Below are 17,580 nucleotides of genomic sequence, written 5' to 3'. Positions count from 1 at the left end.
ACGGCGGCCTCGGCGGTTTCCCGCCACACGTCATGAGAATCAAAGGGTTACGCTGACGAGGGCAGGCCGGATGACGTGTTCCCGGCCACCAATCCGGACGAATCCAGACACAGCGAGCCGCGCATTATGCCGGAGAGGGCCTGTCCGGGCAAGTCCCCAGCCCGGACCTGCCCGTGGCGCTGGCTGAATGGACGAGCCGCCTCTACACGGCAGGGTCGCAGCCGCTGGAGATACTGGAGGCTCGCCCCTGGAGGTCATCGATGCGTCTGCTGGCAATAACCTATGGAACCGAAGGCGACACACGTCCTCTGGTGATGCTGTGCCACGGCCTCCAGGCGGCGGGACACGAGGTGATGGTGTTGGCCGAGGGCGGCACGCTCGGCGGCGCGCAGGCGCTGGGCGTTCCCCACGCGGCGCTGGAGGGCGACATCCATGATGAAGTGGTTGCGCTGGTGTCGCGCGGCAACAACATGGCGGCGGCCTCGCGGGGCCTGGCGCGGATGGCGCAGCGGCTGGTGCCGGCATGGATGCGACAGGCCGACGCGGCCGCGGCCGGTTGCGACGCGGTGTTGACGGGCGGGCTCGCCGCCTTCGTGGGCATGACGGTGGCCGAGCACCACGGAGTGCCGGCCATTGGCACCGGAATGATTCCGCTGACGCCGACCCATGCGTTTCCCTCCCCGTTCCTGCCGCGACTGCGGCTGCCTGGCGTGCTCAACCGGCTCAGCTACGGGCTGGTCAACCAGGCGGTGTGGCGCACCTTCCGCGCACCCATCAACGACGCACGACGGGCGCTGGGCATGCCGGCGCGACATTCGCTATGGCGCGACCTGCCGATGCTGTACGGCATCTCGTCGAGCCTGATGCCGCCGCCTGCGGACTGGCCGGCCAATCACCATGTATGCGGGCAGTGGCGCGCGCAGGATGTGGACTGGCAACAGGAGCCTGCTCTCCAGGCGTTTCTGGACGCGGGCCCTGCCCCGGTCCATGTCGGATTTGGCAGCATGACGGGCTTCGATCGGAGCGTGATCCCGTCACTGCTGCAGGCGTTGGCACCGCGACGCACGTTATTGTTCCCTGGCTGGGCCGGCGTGCCCGACGGACCGTTGCGTGCGAACGTATTCGTGGTTGGGCCTACTCCGCACGAAGCACTGTTCCCGCGCTGCGCGATGGTCATCCATCATGGCGGCAGCGGCACCACGCACTCTGCCTGTCGTGCAGGCGTGCCGTCTTTGGTCATGCCGCTTGCGGCAGATCAGTTCTTCTGGGCGGCACGGTTGCAGGCCTTGGGCGTGGCGCCTGCGCCGTTGTCGCAGAAGCGGCTGGATCACGACACGCTGGTGAAAGCGATTGCGTTTGCCGGACGTTCCGATGTCATCAGTCGGGCGACAACGCTCGGAAATGCGATGGCAGGCGAGGATGGCGTATCCGTCGCTGTCGATGTCATCGAGCAGTTACTGTCATCCCGGTAGACGAAAGCGCCGCATCTGAGCCAGTTGCGTCGGGCAGTGATGCAGCACCTCACAGCATGTGCCAGCATTCGCGCGGCGCTGCTGATCGGACCTTGTAAACAGGATGGTCGCGCTGCGAAGTCAGATGCTCTGTACTTTCCTCAGCCATTGGCGGGATAGGCGAATGCCGACGCGTTGCACTGCCGAGACCCTTGAAGGTCATCCTTCAAGAACCGATGACGGACCCGAGGGCCTGTTGCTTTCTGAACAGGCGAATTGAAGTGCGATGGATTGCATTGACTGGCGTTTAAACCGCTGATCTAATGATCCCACGACCTCGCCCTCGCAGCCGTCATTAAGTTGGCCAAGCGGCTTGGGTTGAAAAAACCGCCGCGAGGCGGTTTTTTCTTGCCCGAATAGGAATCGAGATGGGCGGATCTACTGCCGTGTACATTGACGGCTACAACCTCTATTACGGTCGTATCCGCGGCACCCGTTACAAATGGGTGGACTTGGTCTCATTGTTCGACGGTGTTGTTCGGAAGCAGGCTCCCGATAGCCAGGTGGAGGTTGTCCGCTACTTCAGCGCCTTCTGCTTGGCCAACTTCGCCACGCATGGAACGGATTCCACCGAAGCCCAGAACAGATATCTACGCGTCCATGAGATGAAGCACGGACCGCGATTCTGCAAGACGATGGGAACTCATACCCATGACCGCTGCGGTGTCAGCATGCCTCGGTACGTTGAAGGTGCGCGCTTCAACCGGCGAGATCGCGTCAAGGTATGGCGGCTGGACGAGAAGCAGACGGATGTGAACATCGCTTTGGCGATGTATCGGGACGCCCTCTCTGGCAGGTTCTCGCAGTTGGTCATCTGTTCCAATGACAGCGACGTTGAGCCTGTACTCCGTGCGATCAGAGAAGACTTTCCCGGAATCCGTATTGGAGTGATAACTCCACGACCGCCTCCGGAGTCCGGTACCCGGTCCCATCGGAATGTCATGTCGTCCCTATCCAAGCACGCAGACTGGACTCGCAGTCACATCCATGACGAAGAGCTTGAGGCGTGTCAGCTCCCTTCTCGTATACACACAGGAAAGCGTCCTCTGGTGAAGCCAGATCATTGGTGACGAAGCAGCGTCTGGAATCTGGGCTCTGGCCATCTACCAGTGCCCAGATTTGCTCTTGGCTTAGGTGGAAGCCGGCCAGAGGCCGGCTCTACCTCGGTTTGTGCAGCCAGCGGTACAGCACCGGCAGCACCAGCAGGGTGAGCAGCGTGGAGGAGACGATGCCGCCGATCACCACGGTGGCCAGCGGGCGCTGCACTTCCGCGCCGGCGCCGACGTTGAAGGCCATCGGCACGAAGCCGAGCGAGGCCACCAGGGCGGTCATCAGCACCGGACGCAGCCGGCCCAGCGCGCCTTCGCGTACCGCATCGGCCAGGGGCATGCCGCCCTCGCGCAGGCTGCGCACGAAGCTGATCATCACCAAGCCGTTGAGCACCGCGACGCCCGAGAGCGCGATGAAGCCGACGCCTGCGGAGATGGAGAGCGGAATGCCACGTGCGGCCAATGCAAGCACGCCACCGGTAAGCGCCAGCGGTACACCGCTGAACACGATGGCCGCGTCCCTGACCGAGCCGAATGCCCAGAACAACAGCGCGAAGATCAGGATCAGGGTCACCGGCACCACGACCGCCAACCGCTGGCTGGCCGAGATCAGCTGCTCGAAGCTGCCGCCGTATTCGATCCAGTAACCGCTGGGGACCTGCACATCACGGTTGACCGCCTGCTGCAGGTCGCTGACGAAACTGCCCAGGTCGCGATCGCGCACGTTGGCGGTGACCACGATGCGGCGCTTGCCGTTTTCGCGGTTGATCTGGTTCGGCCCTTCGCTGTTGGCCAGCGTGGCCAGCTCGCGCAGCGGCACGGTACGCGCGGTGCCGCTGGTCCAGCCGCCGGCCTGGCTGGATTCGTCGGCATCGCCCTCCAGTGCCGGGGCCAGCGATACCGGCAGGTCGGCCAGTGCGGCCGGGTCCTGGCGCAGCGCCTCGGGCAGGCGCACCACGATGTCGAAGCGGCGGTCGCCCTCGAACAGCTGGCCGGCGACCTGCCCGCCGACTGCGGTGGCCACGGTGGACTGCACCTGGCCCGGGTTGAGCCCGTAGCCGGCCAGCGCGCTGCGGTTGGGGGTGACGGTGAGCAGCGGCAGGCCGCTGGTTTCCTCCACCCGCACATCCGCCGCGCCCGGCACGCTGCCGGCCACGCTGGCAATACGCCTGCCCACCTTCAACAGGGTGTCGAGGTCATCGCCGAACAGCATCACCGCCACGTCGGCACGCACGCCGGAGATCAGCTCGTTGGTGCGCATCTGGATCGGCTGGGTGAACTCGTAGTTGTTGCCCGGCAGCTGCTCCACCGCCGCTTCCAGCTCGGCGAGCAGCGCCGCACGCGGTTTGCGCGGGTCCGGCCAGTCGCGGCGCGGTTTCATCATGATGAAGGTGTCGGCCACCGAGGGCGGCATCGGATCGGAGGCCACTTCCGGGGTGCCGATCTTGGAGAACACCGTGCTCACTTCCGGGAACTGCACCAGCCGGTTTTCGATGCGCTTCTGCATGTCGATCGACTGGGTCAGGCTGGTGCCCGGAATGCGCATGGCGTGCATGGCCACATCGCCTTCGTCCAGGTTGGGCACGAACTCGCTTCCCAACCGGGTGGCCAGAAGGCCGCAGCCGACCACCAGCACCAGCGCTGCACCGACCATCCAGCGCCCGCGCCGCAGCGCGAACGCCAGCAGCGGTTCGTAGCGCCGGCGCACCCAGGCCATCACCCGGTTTTCCTTTTCCTGCACGCGGCCGCCCAGGAACAGCGCGATGGCGGCCGGCACGAAGGTCAACGCCAGCACCATCGCGCCGCTGAGCGCGAGCACCACGGTGATGGCCATGGGGTGGAACATTTTTCCTTCCACGCCCGACAGCGCGAAGATCGGCAGGTACACCGCGGTGATGATGCCCAGCCCGAACAGGCTCGGGCGGATCACTTCGGCGGTGGCGCTGGCGGTTTCGGCAAAGCGCTCTTCGCGGGTCATGTCGCGGCCGAGTGCGTGCTGGCGTTCGCCAAAGCGGCGCAGGCAGTTTTCGATGATGATCACCGCGCCGTCAACGATCAGGCCGAAGTCCAGCGCGCCCAGGCTCATCAGGTTGGCCGAGACCCCGCCGCGGGCCATGCCGGTGAGGGTGAACAGCATGGCCAGCGGAATCACCGCCGCGGTGATCAGCGCCGCGCGGAAGTTGCCCAGCAGCAGGAACAGCACCACGATGACCAGCAGTGCGCCCTCCACCAGGTTCTTCGCCACGGTCTGGATGGTGCGGTCCACCAGCGCGGTGCGGTCGTAGCTGGCGGTGACGGTGACACCTTCCGGCAGGCTGCGTTGCGCCTGCTGCAGTCGCGCGGCGGCCGCCTGCGCGACCTCGCGGCTGTTGGCACCGATCAGCATCACCACCGTACCCATCACCACTTCATGGCCGTCCTGGGTGGCGGCACCGCTGCGCAGTTCGGGCCCGTCGGCCACGTCGGCGACATCGTGGACGTGGATCGGCACGCCTTCGCGGCGCGCCAGCACGATGTTGCCGATCTCCTCCAGGTTGGCCACCTGTCCCGGAATGCGCACCAGGAACTGCTGGCCGTTGCGTTCGATGTAGCCGGCACCGACGTTCTGGTTGTTGCTTTCCACGGCCTTCGCCACGTCTTCCAGGGTGAAGCCGAGCGCGCGCAGTCGCGCCGGGTCCGGGGTGATGTGCACCTGGCGCTGGAACCCGCCGATGGTGTTGACCTCGGTCACGCCGGGCACGTTGCGCAGTTGCGGGCGGATCACCCAGTCCTGCAGGGTGCGCAGGTCGGTCGCGGTATAGGCCGTGCCATCGGGTTTGCGCGCCGACGGGTCGGCGTCGACGGTGTACATGAAGATCTCGCCCAGGCCGGTCGAGATCGGCCCCAACTGCGGGTCCAGGCCGCCCGGGATCTGCGATTTCACCTGCTGCAGGCGTTCGGCCACCTGCTGCCGCGCGAAGTAGATGTCGGTGCCGTCTTCGAACACTACGGTGACCTGCGACAACCCGTAGCGCGACAACGAGCGCGCCTGTTCCATCCGCGGCAGGCCGGCCATCACCGTTTCCACCGGGTAGGTGATGCGCTGCTCGGCTTCCAGCGGCGAGTAGCCGGGGGCGGCGGTATTGATCTGCACCTGGACGTTGGTGATGTCCGGGGTGGCGTCGATCGGCAGCCGGGTGAAGCTCCATGCGCCCACCGCGATCAACGCCAGGGTCAAGCCCATCATCAGCCAGCGCTGCGCGATGGCGCCGGCAATGATGCGCTCGAGCAGGCCGGCGCGGCCGCGCCCGGCGGAACCGGCCGAGGGATCAATGTTCATGCGACGCCCCGGCCTTGCCGATGTCGGCCTTCACCACGTAGCTCTGTTCGATGACCACCTGGTCGCCCGGTGCCAGCCCTTCCAGTACCTCGACCTGGTTGGCATCGCGTGCACCCAGGCGCAGCGGGCGCGCGGTGTAGGTGTCTCCATTGCGCACGAACACCACGTCCCTTCCTTCCAGCGTCTGCAGCGCGGCCAGCGGCACCACCTGCGCCGCCGGTCGGGTCGCGACCACGATGCGGGCCTTCACCGCCGCGCCCGGGCGCCACAGGCCATCGTCGTTGCGCAGCGTTGCGCGGGCCACGGTGCTCTGGCTGGCCGTGGCCGTGCCGGGCAGCACGCGCTCAAGCGTGGTGGCCTGGGTGACGCCGTCGGTCATGCGCGACACCGTGACCGGCACGCCGGCGGTGATGTGCTGGGTGTCGTTGCCGAAGATGTGCAGGTCCACCCACAGCGTGGACAGGTCGCCGATCTCGAACAACGGCGTACCCTCGCCTGCTACGCCGCCCACCTGCGCCTGGCGCGCGAGCACCACGCCGCCGATCGGCGCAGTGACCGTGTAGGTGGTCAGGCTGAGGTTGCTTTCGATACTGGCCAGCACCTGACCGGCCTGGACGCGATCCCCCACGTTGGCGCGCAGCGAGCGGATCGGGCCGGGGAAGCGGGCCATCACCTGGGCCACGCGGCCGTCGACCGGGGTCAGCAGGCCCTGCACGTCGTGTTCGTCGGCGATGGTACCGGCGGCGACCGGGGCCACGCGGATACCGGATTGTTCCGCCATGGCGGCGGGGATGGTGGTGCTGTCCGCTGCGTCATCGTGGTCATCGCCGGCCTCGGCGTGACCGGGCTCGCCGTGTCCGGCATCGGCGGTGCCAGCCGTGGCAGCCGGGTCGTCCCTGCCACAGCCAGGCAGCGTCAGCAGGCAGGACAGCAGCGCGGCAAGCGGAAGCACGCGTGCAATGGAGATGTTCATCGGCGGTCCTCCGTGGACGGCATGGCTGTATCGGCAGTAGCCTGCGGGGCGTCAGCGAGCAGGCCTTGGCCGGTGAGGCGCTGCAGTTCGATCAGGGCGGTCTGTGCCGCCATGGCGGCTTCAAGCTGGCGTTGCCGCGCTTCGATGCGCATGGCCTGCAGCTGGGCCCATTCCATGTAACTGATGGCCCCGGCACGCCAGGCCTTTTCGGCGGCATTCTCGGCGCGCTTCAATTGCGGCAGCACATCGCGCGCCATCCGGTTGACCTCCAGCCGCGACGTTTCATACCGCCCATGCGCCTCCGCCAGCGTGGCGTAGAGCTGCAGCGCGCGCGCTTCGCGCTCCACGCCGTTGAGCGCCAGCTCGGCCTCCGCCGCGCGGATATCCGGATCGGCGCGGCGCACGCTGCCCAGCGGGAGGCTGAAGCCCCCCACCAGCGAGGTATCACCGCTGTCGCGGCTGTTGCGCACGCCCAGCTGCCAACTTACGTCCGGGCGCAGCAGGGTCCGCGCCAGCTGCAGCTGCGCCTCGCGTACGCGGCGCTCGCCCGCCAGCACCGCCAGTTCCGGCGTGCGTTGCAGCTCCCGGGCAAGCTCATCGAACGGCTGAAGCACCGGCAGTCGCAGCGGGTCACCGCTGACCACATCGAAGCCGGGCTCGCGTTCACGCCAGAGCGCTGCCAGGGCCACGCGCGCAGCGCGGTCCGCCTGCCTGGCGCGATCGCGATCCACTTCCGCCTGCGCCAGCATGGCCTGCGCGGTCATCAGCACCGATTCGGGCGATGCGCCGGCCTGCAGCCGCACCCGCGCCGCGGCCACTGCGCGTCGGCGCTGGTCGATATCGGTTTCGGCAATGGCGAGCCGCGCCCGCGCTTCGGTGATGGCCAGGTAGCGCTGCGCCACCGCGGCCAACAGGTCCAGGCGCGCGGTTTCGCGCTGCGGTGCCAGGGCATCCAGGTTGGCCTGGGCCAGCACGCGGCGCGCATCCAGCTTGCCACCGCGCTCGAGCACGCCGGCCAGGGTGACGGTCAGCTCGGCGGCATCGAAGCCGCGGGTGTTGCCGCTGCCAAGCGCGTTTTCCAGCTCCACGCCGACCGACAGCGGTGGACCGAACGCGGCGGCGTCGAGGCGGGCCTCCAGCAGCGGGCGCTGCGCATCCACCAGGCGCAGGTCCGGGTGCTGGCGTGCCACGCGGGCGATCGCCTGCTCCAGGGTCAACGGGGGTGCCGACGACGACACAGCCGCGGGCGGGGAATCAAAGAACGGGGCAAGGGGCGCCGTGCCCTGCGCAGACGCGCACGGCACGAACGCAATGGCAGCAACGGCTGCCAGACGCATCCACATGGGAATCTCCAGAAAGCGGTTCAGAGGTGAAGCCGCGGCAGGCCGCCGCGTGGCATCACACCGCTATCGGGGGGCGCAGCAGGCTCTCGGGCGGCTGTGCCAGCAGCTGTGCGGTCAGGCCGACCGGCACGGCATGCGCCGGTGCGGCGGGCAGCGACCAGGCCGACGCGGCCAGCGGCAGCACGCCGCCGTGGCCATGGCAGTGCCCGCAATGGACCAGCGCATGCAGCAGGCGCTCGCTGCCGTCTTCATCGCCGGTGCCCGTGCCTTCGCCGGGCACCACGGCACGCTCGGCCGACGCGGTGTGCGACAACGCATGGGCAAGGCCAGGGCCCCCGGCATGCGACAACGCGTGCAGGTCACCCAATGCCGCCGCCAGCGCGCCACCGGCCGTGCCGAACAGCACCACCGCCAGCATCAGCAGGCGGATCGGCATCGACAGGCGGTGGCGCAGGCGGGACATCATCGGCGCAGGGTAGCGACGCCGGTGCCCGTTACACAATCGCAGCGCGGCTGGCGGTTCATGCGCGGCTCTGCGGTGGGGGGGGCGCGGCGGCTGCCCACCGGTCCTGACGACGCTGCCGTGCCTCGCTGGCGGTGCAGGGTGCCGGCGTTTCGCGCTGGTCGCGGCCCGGGGTAACGGGCACCTTGAGCAGGTAGTCGCATTGCAGTTCGCCACCGGCGCGCCATGCGTCCGGTTCCACGGTTCGGCCCGGATCGTGGCCGACCTTCAACGCGTCGCTCCAGCTCGGGTTGGTGTCTTCCATGCGCAGGCTCTGCACTTCCATCCGCTCGGCGATGCCTGCAATGCCGTTGAAGGTACCGGCGTGTGCGTTGCCCACCAAGGCCACCCAGCGCTGCGGACCGGGTTTGCCGACCTGGTCCAGCTGGTCCTGTCGTATGCGCAGCGCCGCCACGTGATTGAACAGCTTGGTGCGCAGATCCAGCCCGGTTTCCTCGGGGTGGCCCGCGGGCACCTTTACCCCGTGCAGGTGGTAGCTGCTCATCAGATCGAGCGCCACCACGCGTATGCCCGCATTGAATGCAGCATCAACCACATTGCTGAAGGTGTTGCCGCTTTCCACCTGCATGTGGTGTCCGTGGTCCTGTTCGGCCAGGAAGCGCTGCAGTGCTCCAGTATAGATGCCATGCCGGTGCAGCTGGTCCAGGTCGGCCTGGTGCAGGTCGGCCTGCAGGTGCTCCATGTAGAGGGTATCTACGCCAAGGTGACGCAGCAGTGCCATGTGATCGATCAGCAGGCGCTTGCTGCCCTGTTGCGCGTGGACTTCGCCCAGCACCAGGCCCTTGGCATTTCCCAGCAACTGACGCAGCAGGTCGGCCTGGCGGCGGGCGGGTGCGAGGTCGGGGCAGTCACGTGTGCGGCTCGCCCGCATGGGGCGGGTCAGTGCCGCATCCACCAGGTGCGCACGCTTGCTGCAGAAGTTGTCGAGTGCGACGCGCTCGGGCGATCCAGGTGGCATCTGGAAGTCGTCGTACAGCGCTTTGCCATACTGATGGTGCAGGTCCGCCACCACCGCGGCCCGGTCAGCCGGGAGCGCGAAACGCTGCAGTCGATCGGGTGTTGCCGGCCGTTGGCAAACCACGCCGTCATACACGGCGGCGTCGCGCCTGCGCGCTCCAGGGCTGCCGTCCGCATTGCGCAGCGCGACCAGCGGCGCAACAGGGTGGCGGCGTTGAACGCGTGCGGGCAAGTGGGAGAGAACGCGGCACTTCAGTGCGGCCAGGGCATCCAGCATGGTCAGGCTCCTTGAGGGGTCACGCGCGCCATCGGGCGCGCGTGACCAGCCTAGTCATCTGTTGCCACTCATCTGCGACGCGCTAGGCAGTTTCATCATTTCGCAAAACGCGATGCGTCGATACGTGCGCGAGCGCACATCAGGAACGACCGTTACCGACACAGCGTCTCGTCACACCGCGGGCGCAGCGGCGTGACGCAGCTCGCGCAGGCGCAACGCTTCGCCGGCGCTGCACGGCGCCGGTGTCTCCGATCGCAGGCGACGGTCGGCGGCGGGCAGCTTGAGCAGGTAATCGCACTGCAGCTCGCTGCCGCCACGCCGCAGCAGGGGTGGCAGCGTCCGGCCGGGGTCGAAGCCTGCCTGCAGGCGTCGGCTTGGGCCCGGACTGGCATCTTCAATCCGCAGGCTCGGTACCCCGAGGCGTTCGGCGATGCCGGGAATGCCGTTGAAGGCGCCTGCATGGGCATTTCCTACCAGCGCCACCCAGCGCTGCGCTGCCGGCCGGCTGGCCTGCCCCTTCTGCGATGCCGGCTTGCTGGCCTGCCTGCGCTGGTCGTAGAGGATCCGGGCCGTCGCCACATGGTCAAAGAGCTTGACCCGGATGTCGTGCGTTTCCGCCGTGCTGGCACCGGTGCGGTCGTGGACGCCGCGCAGGTGGTAGCTGGCCATCAGGTCCAGCGCGACAATCCGCATGTCGACCTCGCACGCCGCATCGACGAGGGCATGGAGATGTTCGTGCCCGTCCAGGCAACGGGCCAGGCCTGGCGACATCGCGCCGCCGCGGTACAGATGGTCCAGGTCCGCCTGGTGGATGTCACCCTGCAGGTGTTCCAGGTACAGGGTATCCACGCCAAGCCGGCGCAGCAGCAGCATGTGCTCGATCAGCAGTCGCCTGCCGCCCCCGGCCGTAGGCACGTCGCCCACCACCAGGCCGTTGCCGTGGCGCAGGAGATGTTTCAGCAGCTGCGCCTGGCTCCGGGCCGGAGCCGGATCGGGCCAGTCCCGTCGCGTCGACGCCGGTGGCGCCGCCGCAGCGAGCGCGGCATCGACCAGCTGCGCGCGTTTGGCGAAGAACGCGTCGAGCGCGAGGCGGTCCGCGACCGGGAATGGCAGGTAGTAATCGGGGTCGAGCAGCCTGCGGTGCTGTTGCAGCAGCGCGACAAGCGCCTGGCCATGTTCGGGTGCCAGGCTGAAACGCTGCAGGGGATCGGGACCGGCTGCACCGGCGGCGGTGGAGGCTCGGCTCCGCAGCACCGGTGGAACGTCGGGCAGGTTGCGCAGGCTGAGCAGGCGCGGTGCGCCGTTGGCGAGGCGACGGTACGGCACCTGCGCGGCGGTGGAGGGGAACAGGCGGTGTGGCAGGGTGGACAGGGCATCCAGCATGGTCGGGCTCCGTGGGGGAAACGCGCGCCCGGGGGCGCGCGCCGACCAGCCTAATCATCTGTTGCCGCAGCACTGCGATGCGCTATGCAGTTTCGTCATCGCAGTGCTGGGCGTGTGCCAATGCGTGCGTCAGCGCACATCGGCAAGGACCATTGCCGACATCAAGGCGCGCGGCGCGCGTCGATGTAGGCGCGGATCTGCGCATCGAGCACCGGCAGCGGCACCGAGCCCTGGCTGAGCACGGCATCGTGGAAGCCCTTGACGTCGAAGCGGTCGCCCAGCGCCTTCTCCGCTTCGCCGCGCAGGCGCACGATGGCGATCTCGCCGAGCTTGTAGCTCAGCGCCTGGCCCGGCCACGAGATGTAGCGGTCCACTTCGGTGGTGACTTCATGCTCGCTCAGCGCGGTGTGGTCGCGCAGGTAAGCCAACGCCTGGGCGCGGGTCCAGCCCTTGTGGTGGACGCCGGTGTCGATCACCAGCCGCGCGGCGCGCCACATCTCGTAGGTCAGGCGACCGAAATCCTCGTAAGGGGTTTCGTAGATGCCCATTTCCACGCCGAGCTTCTCGCTGTACAGGCCCCAGCCTTCGCCGTAGGCGGAGATGTAGGCGTTGCGGCGGAACTCGGGCTGTTCGCCCTGCTCTGCCGCCAGCGCACCCTGCAGCGCGTGGCCCGGGTCGGACTCATGCAGGGTCAGCGCCGGCAGGTTGTACAGCGGACGCGCCGGCAGGTTGTAGGTGTTGACCCAGTAGGTGCCCATGCCGCCACGACCGGCGGTCCAGAACGGGGCGATGTCCGGCGGCACCGGCACGATGGTGAAGCGCGCGCGCGGCAGGGTCATGTACTTGCCGATCACGCCGTCCACCCGCTTGGAGATCCAGGCCGCGCGGTGCAGCAGCTCGTCCGGGGTCTTGGCATAGAACTGCGGGTCGGTGCGCAGGAAGGCGAGGAACTCGGCGAAGCTGCCCTTGAACTGGACCTGCTTGATGACCTCGTTCATTTCCTTCTGGATGCGCGCCACTTCCTTCAGGCCGATCTCGTGGATCTGCTGCGGGGTGAGGTCCAGCGTGGTGTATTCGTGGATCTGCTGCTGGTAGTACGCCTTGCCGTCCGGCAGCGCTTCGGCGGCCAGTGTATTGCGTGCCTGCGGCACGTATTCGCCGACGAAGAAGGTGCGCAGCTTGACGAACGCCGGCACCACGCTGGCGCTGATCGCCTGGCGCGCCTGCGCCTGCAGTTCGGCCTGCTCGGCGGCGGGGATGCTGGCCGGCAGCTTCCGGAACGGCGCGTACAGCGGCGACTGGGTCGGGTCCTTCAGCTCGGCGACGGTGGCGATGGACACTTCGCGGCCATCGAGCACCGCGCGCGGCACGCTGAAACCACGCTTGAGCCCGGCCCGCATGTTGTCGGTCTGCTGGTCGAAGTAGCGCGGCACGTCGTTGAGGCGGGCGATGTAATTGCGGTAGTCCTTGGCGGTCTTCATCTCGCGACGGGCCATGAACGACAGGTTGGACCAGAACGAGGAATCCGAGTTGAACGGCATCTCGTAACCGCGCAGGCGTACTTCGGCCGCCAGGTTGAACACCTGGTCGCGATAGATCGCGTAGTTCACCTGGTTGGTCGGCGAAAGGGCCTTGGTGTCGAGCTTGTCCAGCTGGGCCAGCACGTCGTCCCAGACTACCAGGCGCGCCTGCTGCGCGGCCGCGCTGACGTCGGGCATGCGGGTGGCGCTGGCCGGACCATCGCCGTCTTCGCTCGCCTCACCACCACCGGTCTGGCGCCAGGCCCATTCCTTCTCGTAGATGGCGCGGAAGGCGGCATCGGCAGGCGATTCCGCGGCCAGGCTGGCCGGCGCGGCGGCGCTCGCCGGCGGCGGGGCGGCCAGCGCGTGGTGGGCAGGAAGGGCCAGGGCGAGCAGCAACGCAGCAACGAGCGGAGATTTCACGAGCAGGGATTCCCGAGTGACGGCAAACCCCGATCATGGCACCCCGATCCAGCCTGCGCATGGATCAAATGTCCTACCCGCGCAGCGGGCAGGACGGGGATCGGCCAACGGCCGAGACCCACGCGCCAACGGCGCGGGTAGCGCCGACTGTTAGTCGGATGCTCTTGATCGTGATGTTGTTGTTGATCTCCGCGAAGAGCAGCCGACTAACAGTCGGCGCTACCGGGGCGGTGTCGGGCCGGTGCCGGGGCGGTGTCGGGGCGGTGTCGGGCCGGTGCCGGGCCGGTGCCGGGCCGGTGCCGGGGCGGTGCCGGGCCGGTGCCGGGTCGCCCCGGTATCCCCAGGGTACGGGCCGGGTATCGGCGAGGTTCGCAGCCCTCAATGTTCGGCTTTATCCCGCTTCCAACCCCGATGCTGGATATCCAGTTTCAGGCTGTACAGCGCGGTAAACGCCGGAAACAGGTTCTGCAGCACCCCTACCGAGTCCTGCTTGGCCGAAAACAGGAAGTAGCTCAGGGTCATCAGGCTGCCGACCACGCTCATGTACCAGAACAGGCGCGGGATCACCGGCTTGCCGGCGCGCCGCGAGGCGACGAACTGCACCAGCCAGCGACCACCGAACATCAGCGCGCCGGTGTAGCCGATCAGTTTCCAGCCGGTCACGTGCAGGCCGGTCCAGTACAGCCAGCTCAACGGCTGGTCGAGCCAGTGCAGTTCCATCAGCGTTCTTCCACGGCGGTGCGCCGGCTGCGGGTGATCAGCCAGGCCACCCCGCGCAGGTCGCGGATGCCGACCAGCGCACGGCCCAGGTTGTTGTACTTGGACACCCCGGCGGTGCGGTGGCGGTGGTTGACCGGCACGCTCACCGTCTTCCAGCCCGCCCGCTGCATCAGCGCGGGCAGGTAACGGTGCATGTGGTCGAAGTACGGCAGGTCCAGGAACGCGGCCCGCTCGAACAGCTTGATGCCGCAGCCGGTGTCCGGGGTATCGTCGCGCAGCATGCGTGCGCGGATGGCATTGGCCCACCGGCTGGCCCAGCGTTTGCTGCCGCTGTCCTGGCGGTTGACCCGCCAGCCCGCGAACAGCTTGACCTCGGCGGGCGCGGCGGCGCGGGCGGCCAGCAGGCGGGGAATGTCGGCCGGATCGTTCTGGCCGTCGCCATCCAGCGTGGCTATCCACGGTGCACGCGCCTGTTTGACGCCGTTACGCACCGCCGTGCTCTGCCCGCTCTGGCTGACGTGGTGCAGCACGCGCAGTTCCGGATGGGCCGGCTTCAGCGACTCGAGCACGGCCAGGGTGTCATCGCGCGAGTGGTCGTCGACATAGACGATCTCGAAGTCCAGCTGGCCGCGCAGTGCGGTGGTGATCTCGTCGATCAGGGGCTGGACGTTATCGCGTTCATTGAATACCGGGACGACGACCGACAGCTGGGGTTGGCTCATGATCGGGCTCTGCGAGGGGCCAGGAGTGAAAACGACCGCGCATTTTCCGTGTTCAAGGTTATCCGAAGATGAACCCGCCGTCGCACCTCAGGCGCGATCGCCGAAATAATCGCGGCACCACGCCACCACCGGTGGCAGGCCGCGCTCGATCGGCGTCACCGGCGCGTAGCCGAATGCGTCATGGGCACGCCGGGTATCGGCCATGGTGCGGACCATGTCGCCGGGCTGCATCGGCTTGTATACCTTGTGCGCCGGGCGTCCAGCGGCCGCCTCGATGACCCCGATGAAGCGCTCCAGCTCGATCGGGGTGTGGTTGCCCAGGTTGAACACGCGGTGCGGCACGTCCTCGTCGGACGGATGCGCCAGCGCGCCGAGGATACCGGCGACGATGTCGGAGACATGTGTGAAGTCGCGCTGCATCTTCCCGTCGTTGAACACCTCGATCGGGCGCCCGGCCAGCACCGCGCGCGAGAACAGCAGCGGCGCCATGTCGGGGCGACCCCAGGGGCCGTACACGGTGAAGAAGCGCAGGCCGGTGGCATGCAGGCCGAACAGCTGCGCGTAGGTGTAGGCCATCAGCTCGTTGGCGGCCTTGGTCGCGGCGTACAGCGAGCGCGGCCGGTCGATGCGCTGGTCTTCGGAGAACGGCGGCGTGGCCGAGTCGCCGTACACCGAACTGCTCGACGCATACACCAGGTGGGCCACGCCGCGATGGCGGCACAGCTCCAGCATGTTGACGAACCCGGCGAGGTTGCTGTCGACGTAGGCCTGCGGGTTTTCCAGCGAGTAACGCACCCCGGCCTGGGCCGCCAGGTGGACCACGCGGCGGGGCTGGACCTCGTCGAACAGCGCGGCCAGGCCATCGCGGTCGGTGAGGTCGAGCACGCGGATGTCGGCGTCCGGGCACAACGCGGCCACGCGGTCGCGCTTGATCTGCGGGTCGTAGTAATCGTTGTAGTTGTCCAACCCGACCACGCGGTGCCCGGCATCGAGCAGGGCACGCACGGTGTTGGCGCCGATGAAGCCTGCCGCACCGGTGACAAGGATGGTCATGGGCTCAGTCCTTGCGGACGCGGAGCTTTTCGAGCACGCCGTCGAGCGTGTCCAGGTCGGTGTAATGGATGATCAGCTTGCCCTTGCCGCCGCGGCCATGGTTGATCGCCACGCGTGCGCCCAGCGATTCGGACAGCTCGGTTTCCAGCGAGGCGATGTCGGCCTGCGGCGCGCTGGCACTGGGCTTGCGGCGCAGGTTGGACGGCACCTTGCCGGCCGCGAACTGCTGCGCGCGGTGTTCGACTTCACGCACCGACCAGCCCTGGTCAGCCGCTTCCTGGGCCAGCTTGCTGGCCAGTTCCGGGGCCAGGGTGAGCAGCGCGCGGGCGTGGCCCATTTCCAGGCGGCGGGTTTCCAGCAGCAGGCGGATCGCCACCGGCAGCTCGAGCAGGCGCAGCAGGTTGGACACCGCCGCGCGCGAACGGCCCACCGCCTGCGCGGCTTCGGCGTGGGTCAGCGCGAATTCGCTGATCAGGCGCTGCAGCGCTTCGGCTTCTTCAAGCGGGTTGAGGTCTTCGCGCTGGATGTTCTCGATCAGCGCCATCGCGATGACGGTGCGGTCTTCCAGTTCGCGCACCACCACCGGCACTTCGTCCAGCCCGGCCAGCTGCGAGGCGCGCCAGCGGCGTTCGCCAGCCACGATCTCGAAGCTGTCTGCGCCGAGCTGGCGGACCAGGATGGGCTGGATCACGCCCTGCGCCTTGATCGACTCGGCCAGCTCGGCAAGCTTGGTTTCGTCCATGTCGCGACGCGGCTGGTACTTGCCCGGCTGCAGGTGCTGGACCGGCAGCTTGCGCAGCACTTCACCCGGCAGCGGTTCGACCACGGCCGCGGCCTGCACCTGTGTCACCGCGCCCTTGGGCCCCAGCAGCGCATCGAGGCCACGGCCGAGGCCGCGTTTCTTGCCGGGGGCGGGCTTGGTGCTCATCAGGCGGTCTCCATGGCCTTCCCGGCCGTGTTGCGTTGGTGGTGGCGGCGGATGATCTCGCCAGCCAGGCCGAGGTAGGCGACGCCGCCGCGCGAGGCGCGGTCGTAGCCGACGATGCTCTGGCCGTGGCTGGGCGCCTCGGCCAGGCGGACGTTGCGGGGCACGATGGTGCGGAACACGCGGTCGCCGAAGTGGTCGGTCAGCTCGGCCGACACGGCATTGGCCAGGTTGTTGCGCACGTCGAACATGGTGCGCAGCACGCCCTCGATCTCCAGGCTGGGATTGAGGCTGGCGCGCAATGCGTCGATGGTTTCCACCAGTGCGCTCAGGCCTTCCAGCGCGTAGTACTCGCACTGCATCGGCACGATCACCGAATCGGCGGCGGCCAGGGCGTTGAGGGTCAGCAGCGACAGCGCCGGCGGACAGTCGATCAGGATGAAGTCGTACTGGTCCTGGATCGGCGCCAGCGCGCGCTTGAGCCGCTGCTCGCGCTCGCCCTGGTCCATCAGCTGGATCTCGGCGGCGGTCAGGTCGATGTTGCCCGGCAGCAGGTCGAACCCTTCCGGGGTGGTGACCCGGATGTCCGCGGCGGTGCTTTCACCCAGCAGCAGGTCGCAGGTGGAGGCGGCGACTTCGCGCTTGTCCACGCCGCTGCCCATGGTGGCATTGCCCTGGGAATCGAGGTCGACCAGCAGCACGCGCTTGGGTGCAGCAGCCAGGGCGGCGGCCAGATTGACGGCCGTGGTGGTCTTGCCGACGCCGCCCTTCTGGTTGGCGATGGCGATGATGCGGGCCATGCGGGTGAGCCTCATCGGCAGGGAGTGGGACTGGGCATTATGCGGTCACCGGGCGTGTCATGCACTGTGAGATGCGCGCACG

The 17,580-nt window shown here is 68.0% G+C and carries 14 protein-coding genes; 2 read left to right on the top strand and 12 right to left on the bottom strand.

The genetic code is table 11. The annotated features are described in order from the left end of the window. Positions 1-260: 260 nt before the first annotated feature. A complete protein-coding gene (locus FSZ13_RS06500) occupies positions 261-1,472 on the top strand; it encodes a glycosyltransferase (RefSeq protein ID WP_145478635.1) in 1,212 nt (403 codons plus the stop codon). Between the two features lie 407 nt (positions 1,473-1,879). After that, the gene (locus FSZ13_RS06495) at positions 1,880-2,581 is read left to right on the top strand and encodes an NYN domain-containing protein (RefSeq protein WP_145478633.1); all 702 of its coding nucleotides are present in this window, start codon (positions 1,880-1,882) and stop codon (positions 2,579-2,581) included. Between the two features lie 88 nt (positions 2,582-2,669). Here the strand turns inward: FSZ13_RS06495 and FSZ13_RS06490 are convergent, their stop codons facing one another. The 12 genes from FSZ13_RS06490 to FSZ13_RS06435 form a co-directional block, all read right to left on the bottom strand. After that, positions 2,670-5,831, bottom strand: a complete 3,162-nt coding sequence (locus FSZ13_RS06490; RefSeq protein ID WP_186308892.1) for an efflux RND transporter permease subunit — start codon at positions 5,829-5,831, stop codon at positions 2,670-2,672. A gap of 37 nt (positions 5,832-5,868) precedes the next feature. Beyond that, on the bottom strand, positions 5,869-6,852 hold the full coding sequence (locus tag FSZ13_RS06485) for an efflux RND transporter periplasmic adaptor subunit (protein ID WP_145478629.1): 984 nt from the start codon (positions 6,850-6,852) through the stop codon (positions 5,869-5,871). Continuing rightward, positions 6,849-8,195: a TolC family protein gene (locus tag FSZ13_RS06480; RefSeq protein ID WP_145478627.1), complete on the bottom strand. Its 1,347-nt coding sequence runs from the start codon at positions 8,193-8,195 to the stop codon at positions 6,849-6,851. Before FSZ13_RS06480 ends, FSZ13_RS06485 begins: the two co-directional genes overlap by 4 nt. Positions 8,196-8,250: 55 nt before the next feature. Next, entirely contained in the window at positions 8,251-8,658 is a 408-nt protein-coding gene (locus FSZ13_RS06475; protein WP_145478625.1) for a DUF2946 family protein, read from the bottom strand. Between the two features lie 58 nt (positions 8,659-8,716). After that, a complete protein-coding gene (locus FSZ13_RS06470; protein WP_145478623.1) occupies positions 8,717-9,952 on the bottom strand; it encodes a membrane-targeted effector domain-containing toxin in 1,236 nt (411 codons plus the stop codon). A 171-nt stretch (positions 9,953-10,123) separates the two neighbouring features. Continuing rightward, a complete protein-coding gene (locus FSZ13_RS06465; protein ID WP_145478621.1) occupies positions 10,124-11,335 on the bottom strand; it encodes a membrane-targeted effector domain-containing toxin in 1,212 nt (403 codons plus the stop codon). Positions 11,336-11,496: 161 nt separating this feature from the next. Further along, positions 11,497-13,278 carry a DUF885 domain-containing protein gene (locus FSZ13_RS06460; protein ID WP_145478620.1) on the bottom strand — a complete coding sequence of 594 codons (1,782 nt, stop codon included), beginning with the start codon at positions 13,276-13,278 and terminating at the stop codon, positions 11,497-11,499. Between the two features lie 378 nt (positions 13,279-13,656). Then, positions 13,657-13,998 carry a lipid-A-disaccharide synthase N-terminal domain-containing protein gene (locus FSZ13_RS06455; protein WP_145478618.1) on the bottom strand — a complete coding sequence of 114 codons (342 nt, stop codon included), beginning with the start codon at positions 13,996-13,998 and terminating at the stop codon, positions 13,657-13,659. Then, on the bottom strand, positions 13,998-14,720 hold the full coding sequence (locus tag FSZ13_RS06450) for a glycosyltransferase (protein ID WP_145478616.1): 723 nt from the start codon (positions 14,718-14,720) through the stop codon (positions 13,998-14,000). Before FSZ13_RS06450 ends, FSZ13_RS06455 begins: the two co-directional genes overlap by 1 nt. An 87-nt stretch (positions 14,721-14,807) precedes the next feature. Then, complete coding sequence (locus FSZ13_RS06445; RefSeq protein ID WP_145478615.1) at positions 14,808-15,773, bottom strand: SDR family NAD(P)-dependent oxidoreductase; 966 nt, start codon at positions 15,771-15,773, stop codon at positions 14,808-14,810. 4 nt (positions 15,774-15,777) lie between these two features. Next, entirely contained in the window at positions 15,778-16,701 is a 924-nt protein-coding gene (locus tag FSZ13_RS06440; RefSeq protein ID WP_145478613.1) for a ParB/RepB/Spo0J family partition protein, read from the bottom strand. Next, complete coding sequence (locus FSZ13_RS06435; RefSeq protein ID WP_145478612.1) at positions 16,701-17,498, bottom strand: ParA family protein; 798 nt, start codon at positions 17,496-17,498, stop codon at positions 16,701-16,703. The genes FSZ13_RS06440 and FSZ13_RS06435 overlap by 1 nt, the downstream gene beginning before the upstream one ends. Positions 17,499-17,580 lie beyond the last annotated feature (82 nt).

The organism is Stenotrophomonas rhizophila, assembly GCF_007667275.1.
Taxonomy (GTDB): domain Bacteria; phylum Pseudomonadota; class Gammaproteobacteria; order Xanthomonadales; family Xanthomonadaceae; genus Stenotrophomonas; species Stenotrophomonas maltophilia_AE.
The sequence above is the reverse complement of the archived record's forward strand: the minus strand, read 5'-3'. Positions and strand labels throughout refer to the sequence as shown.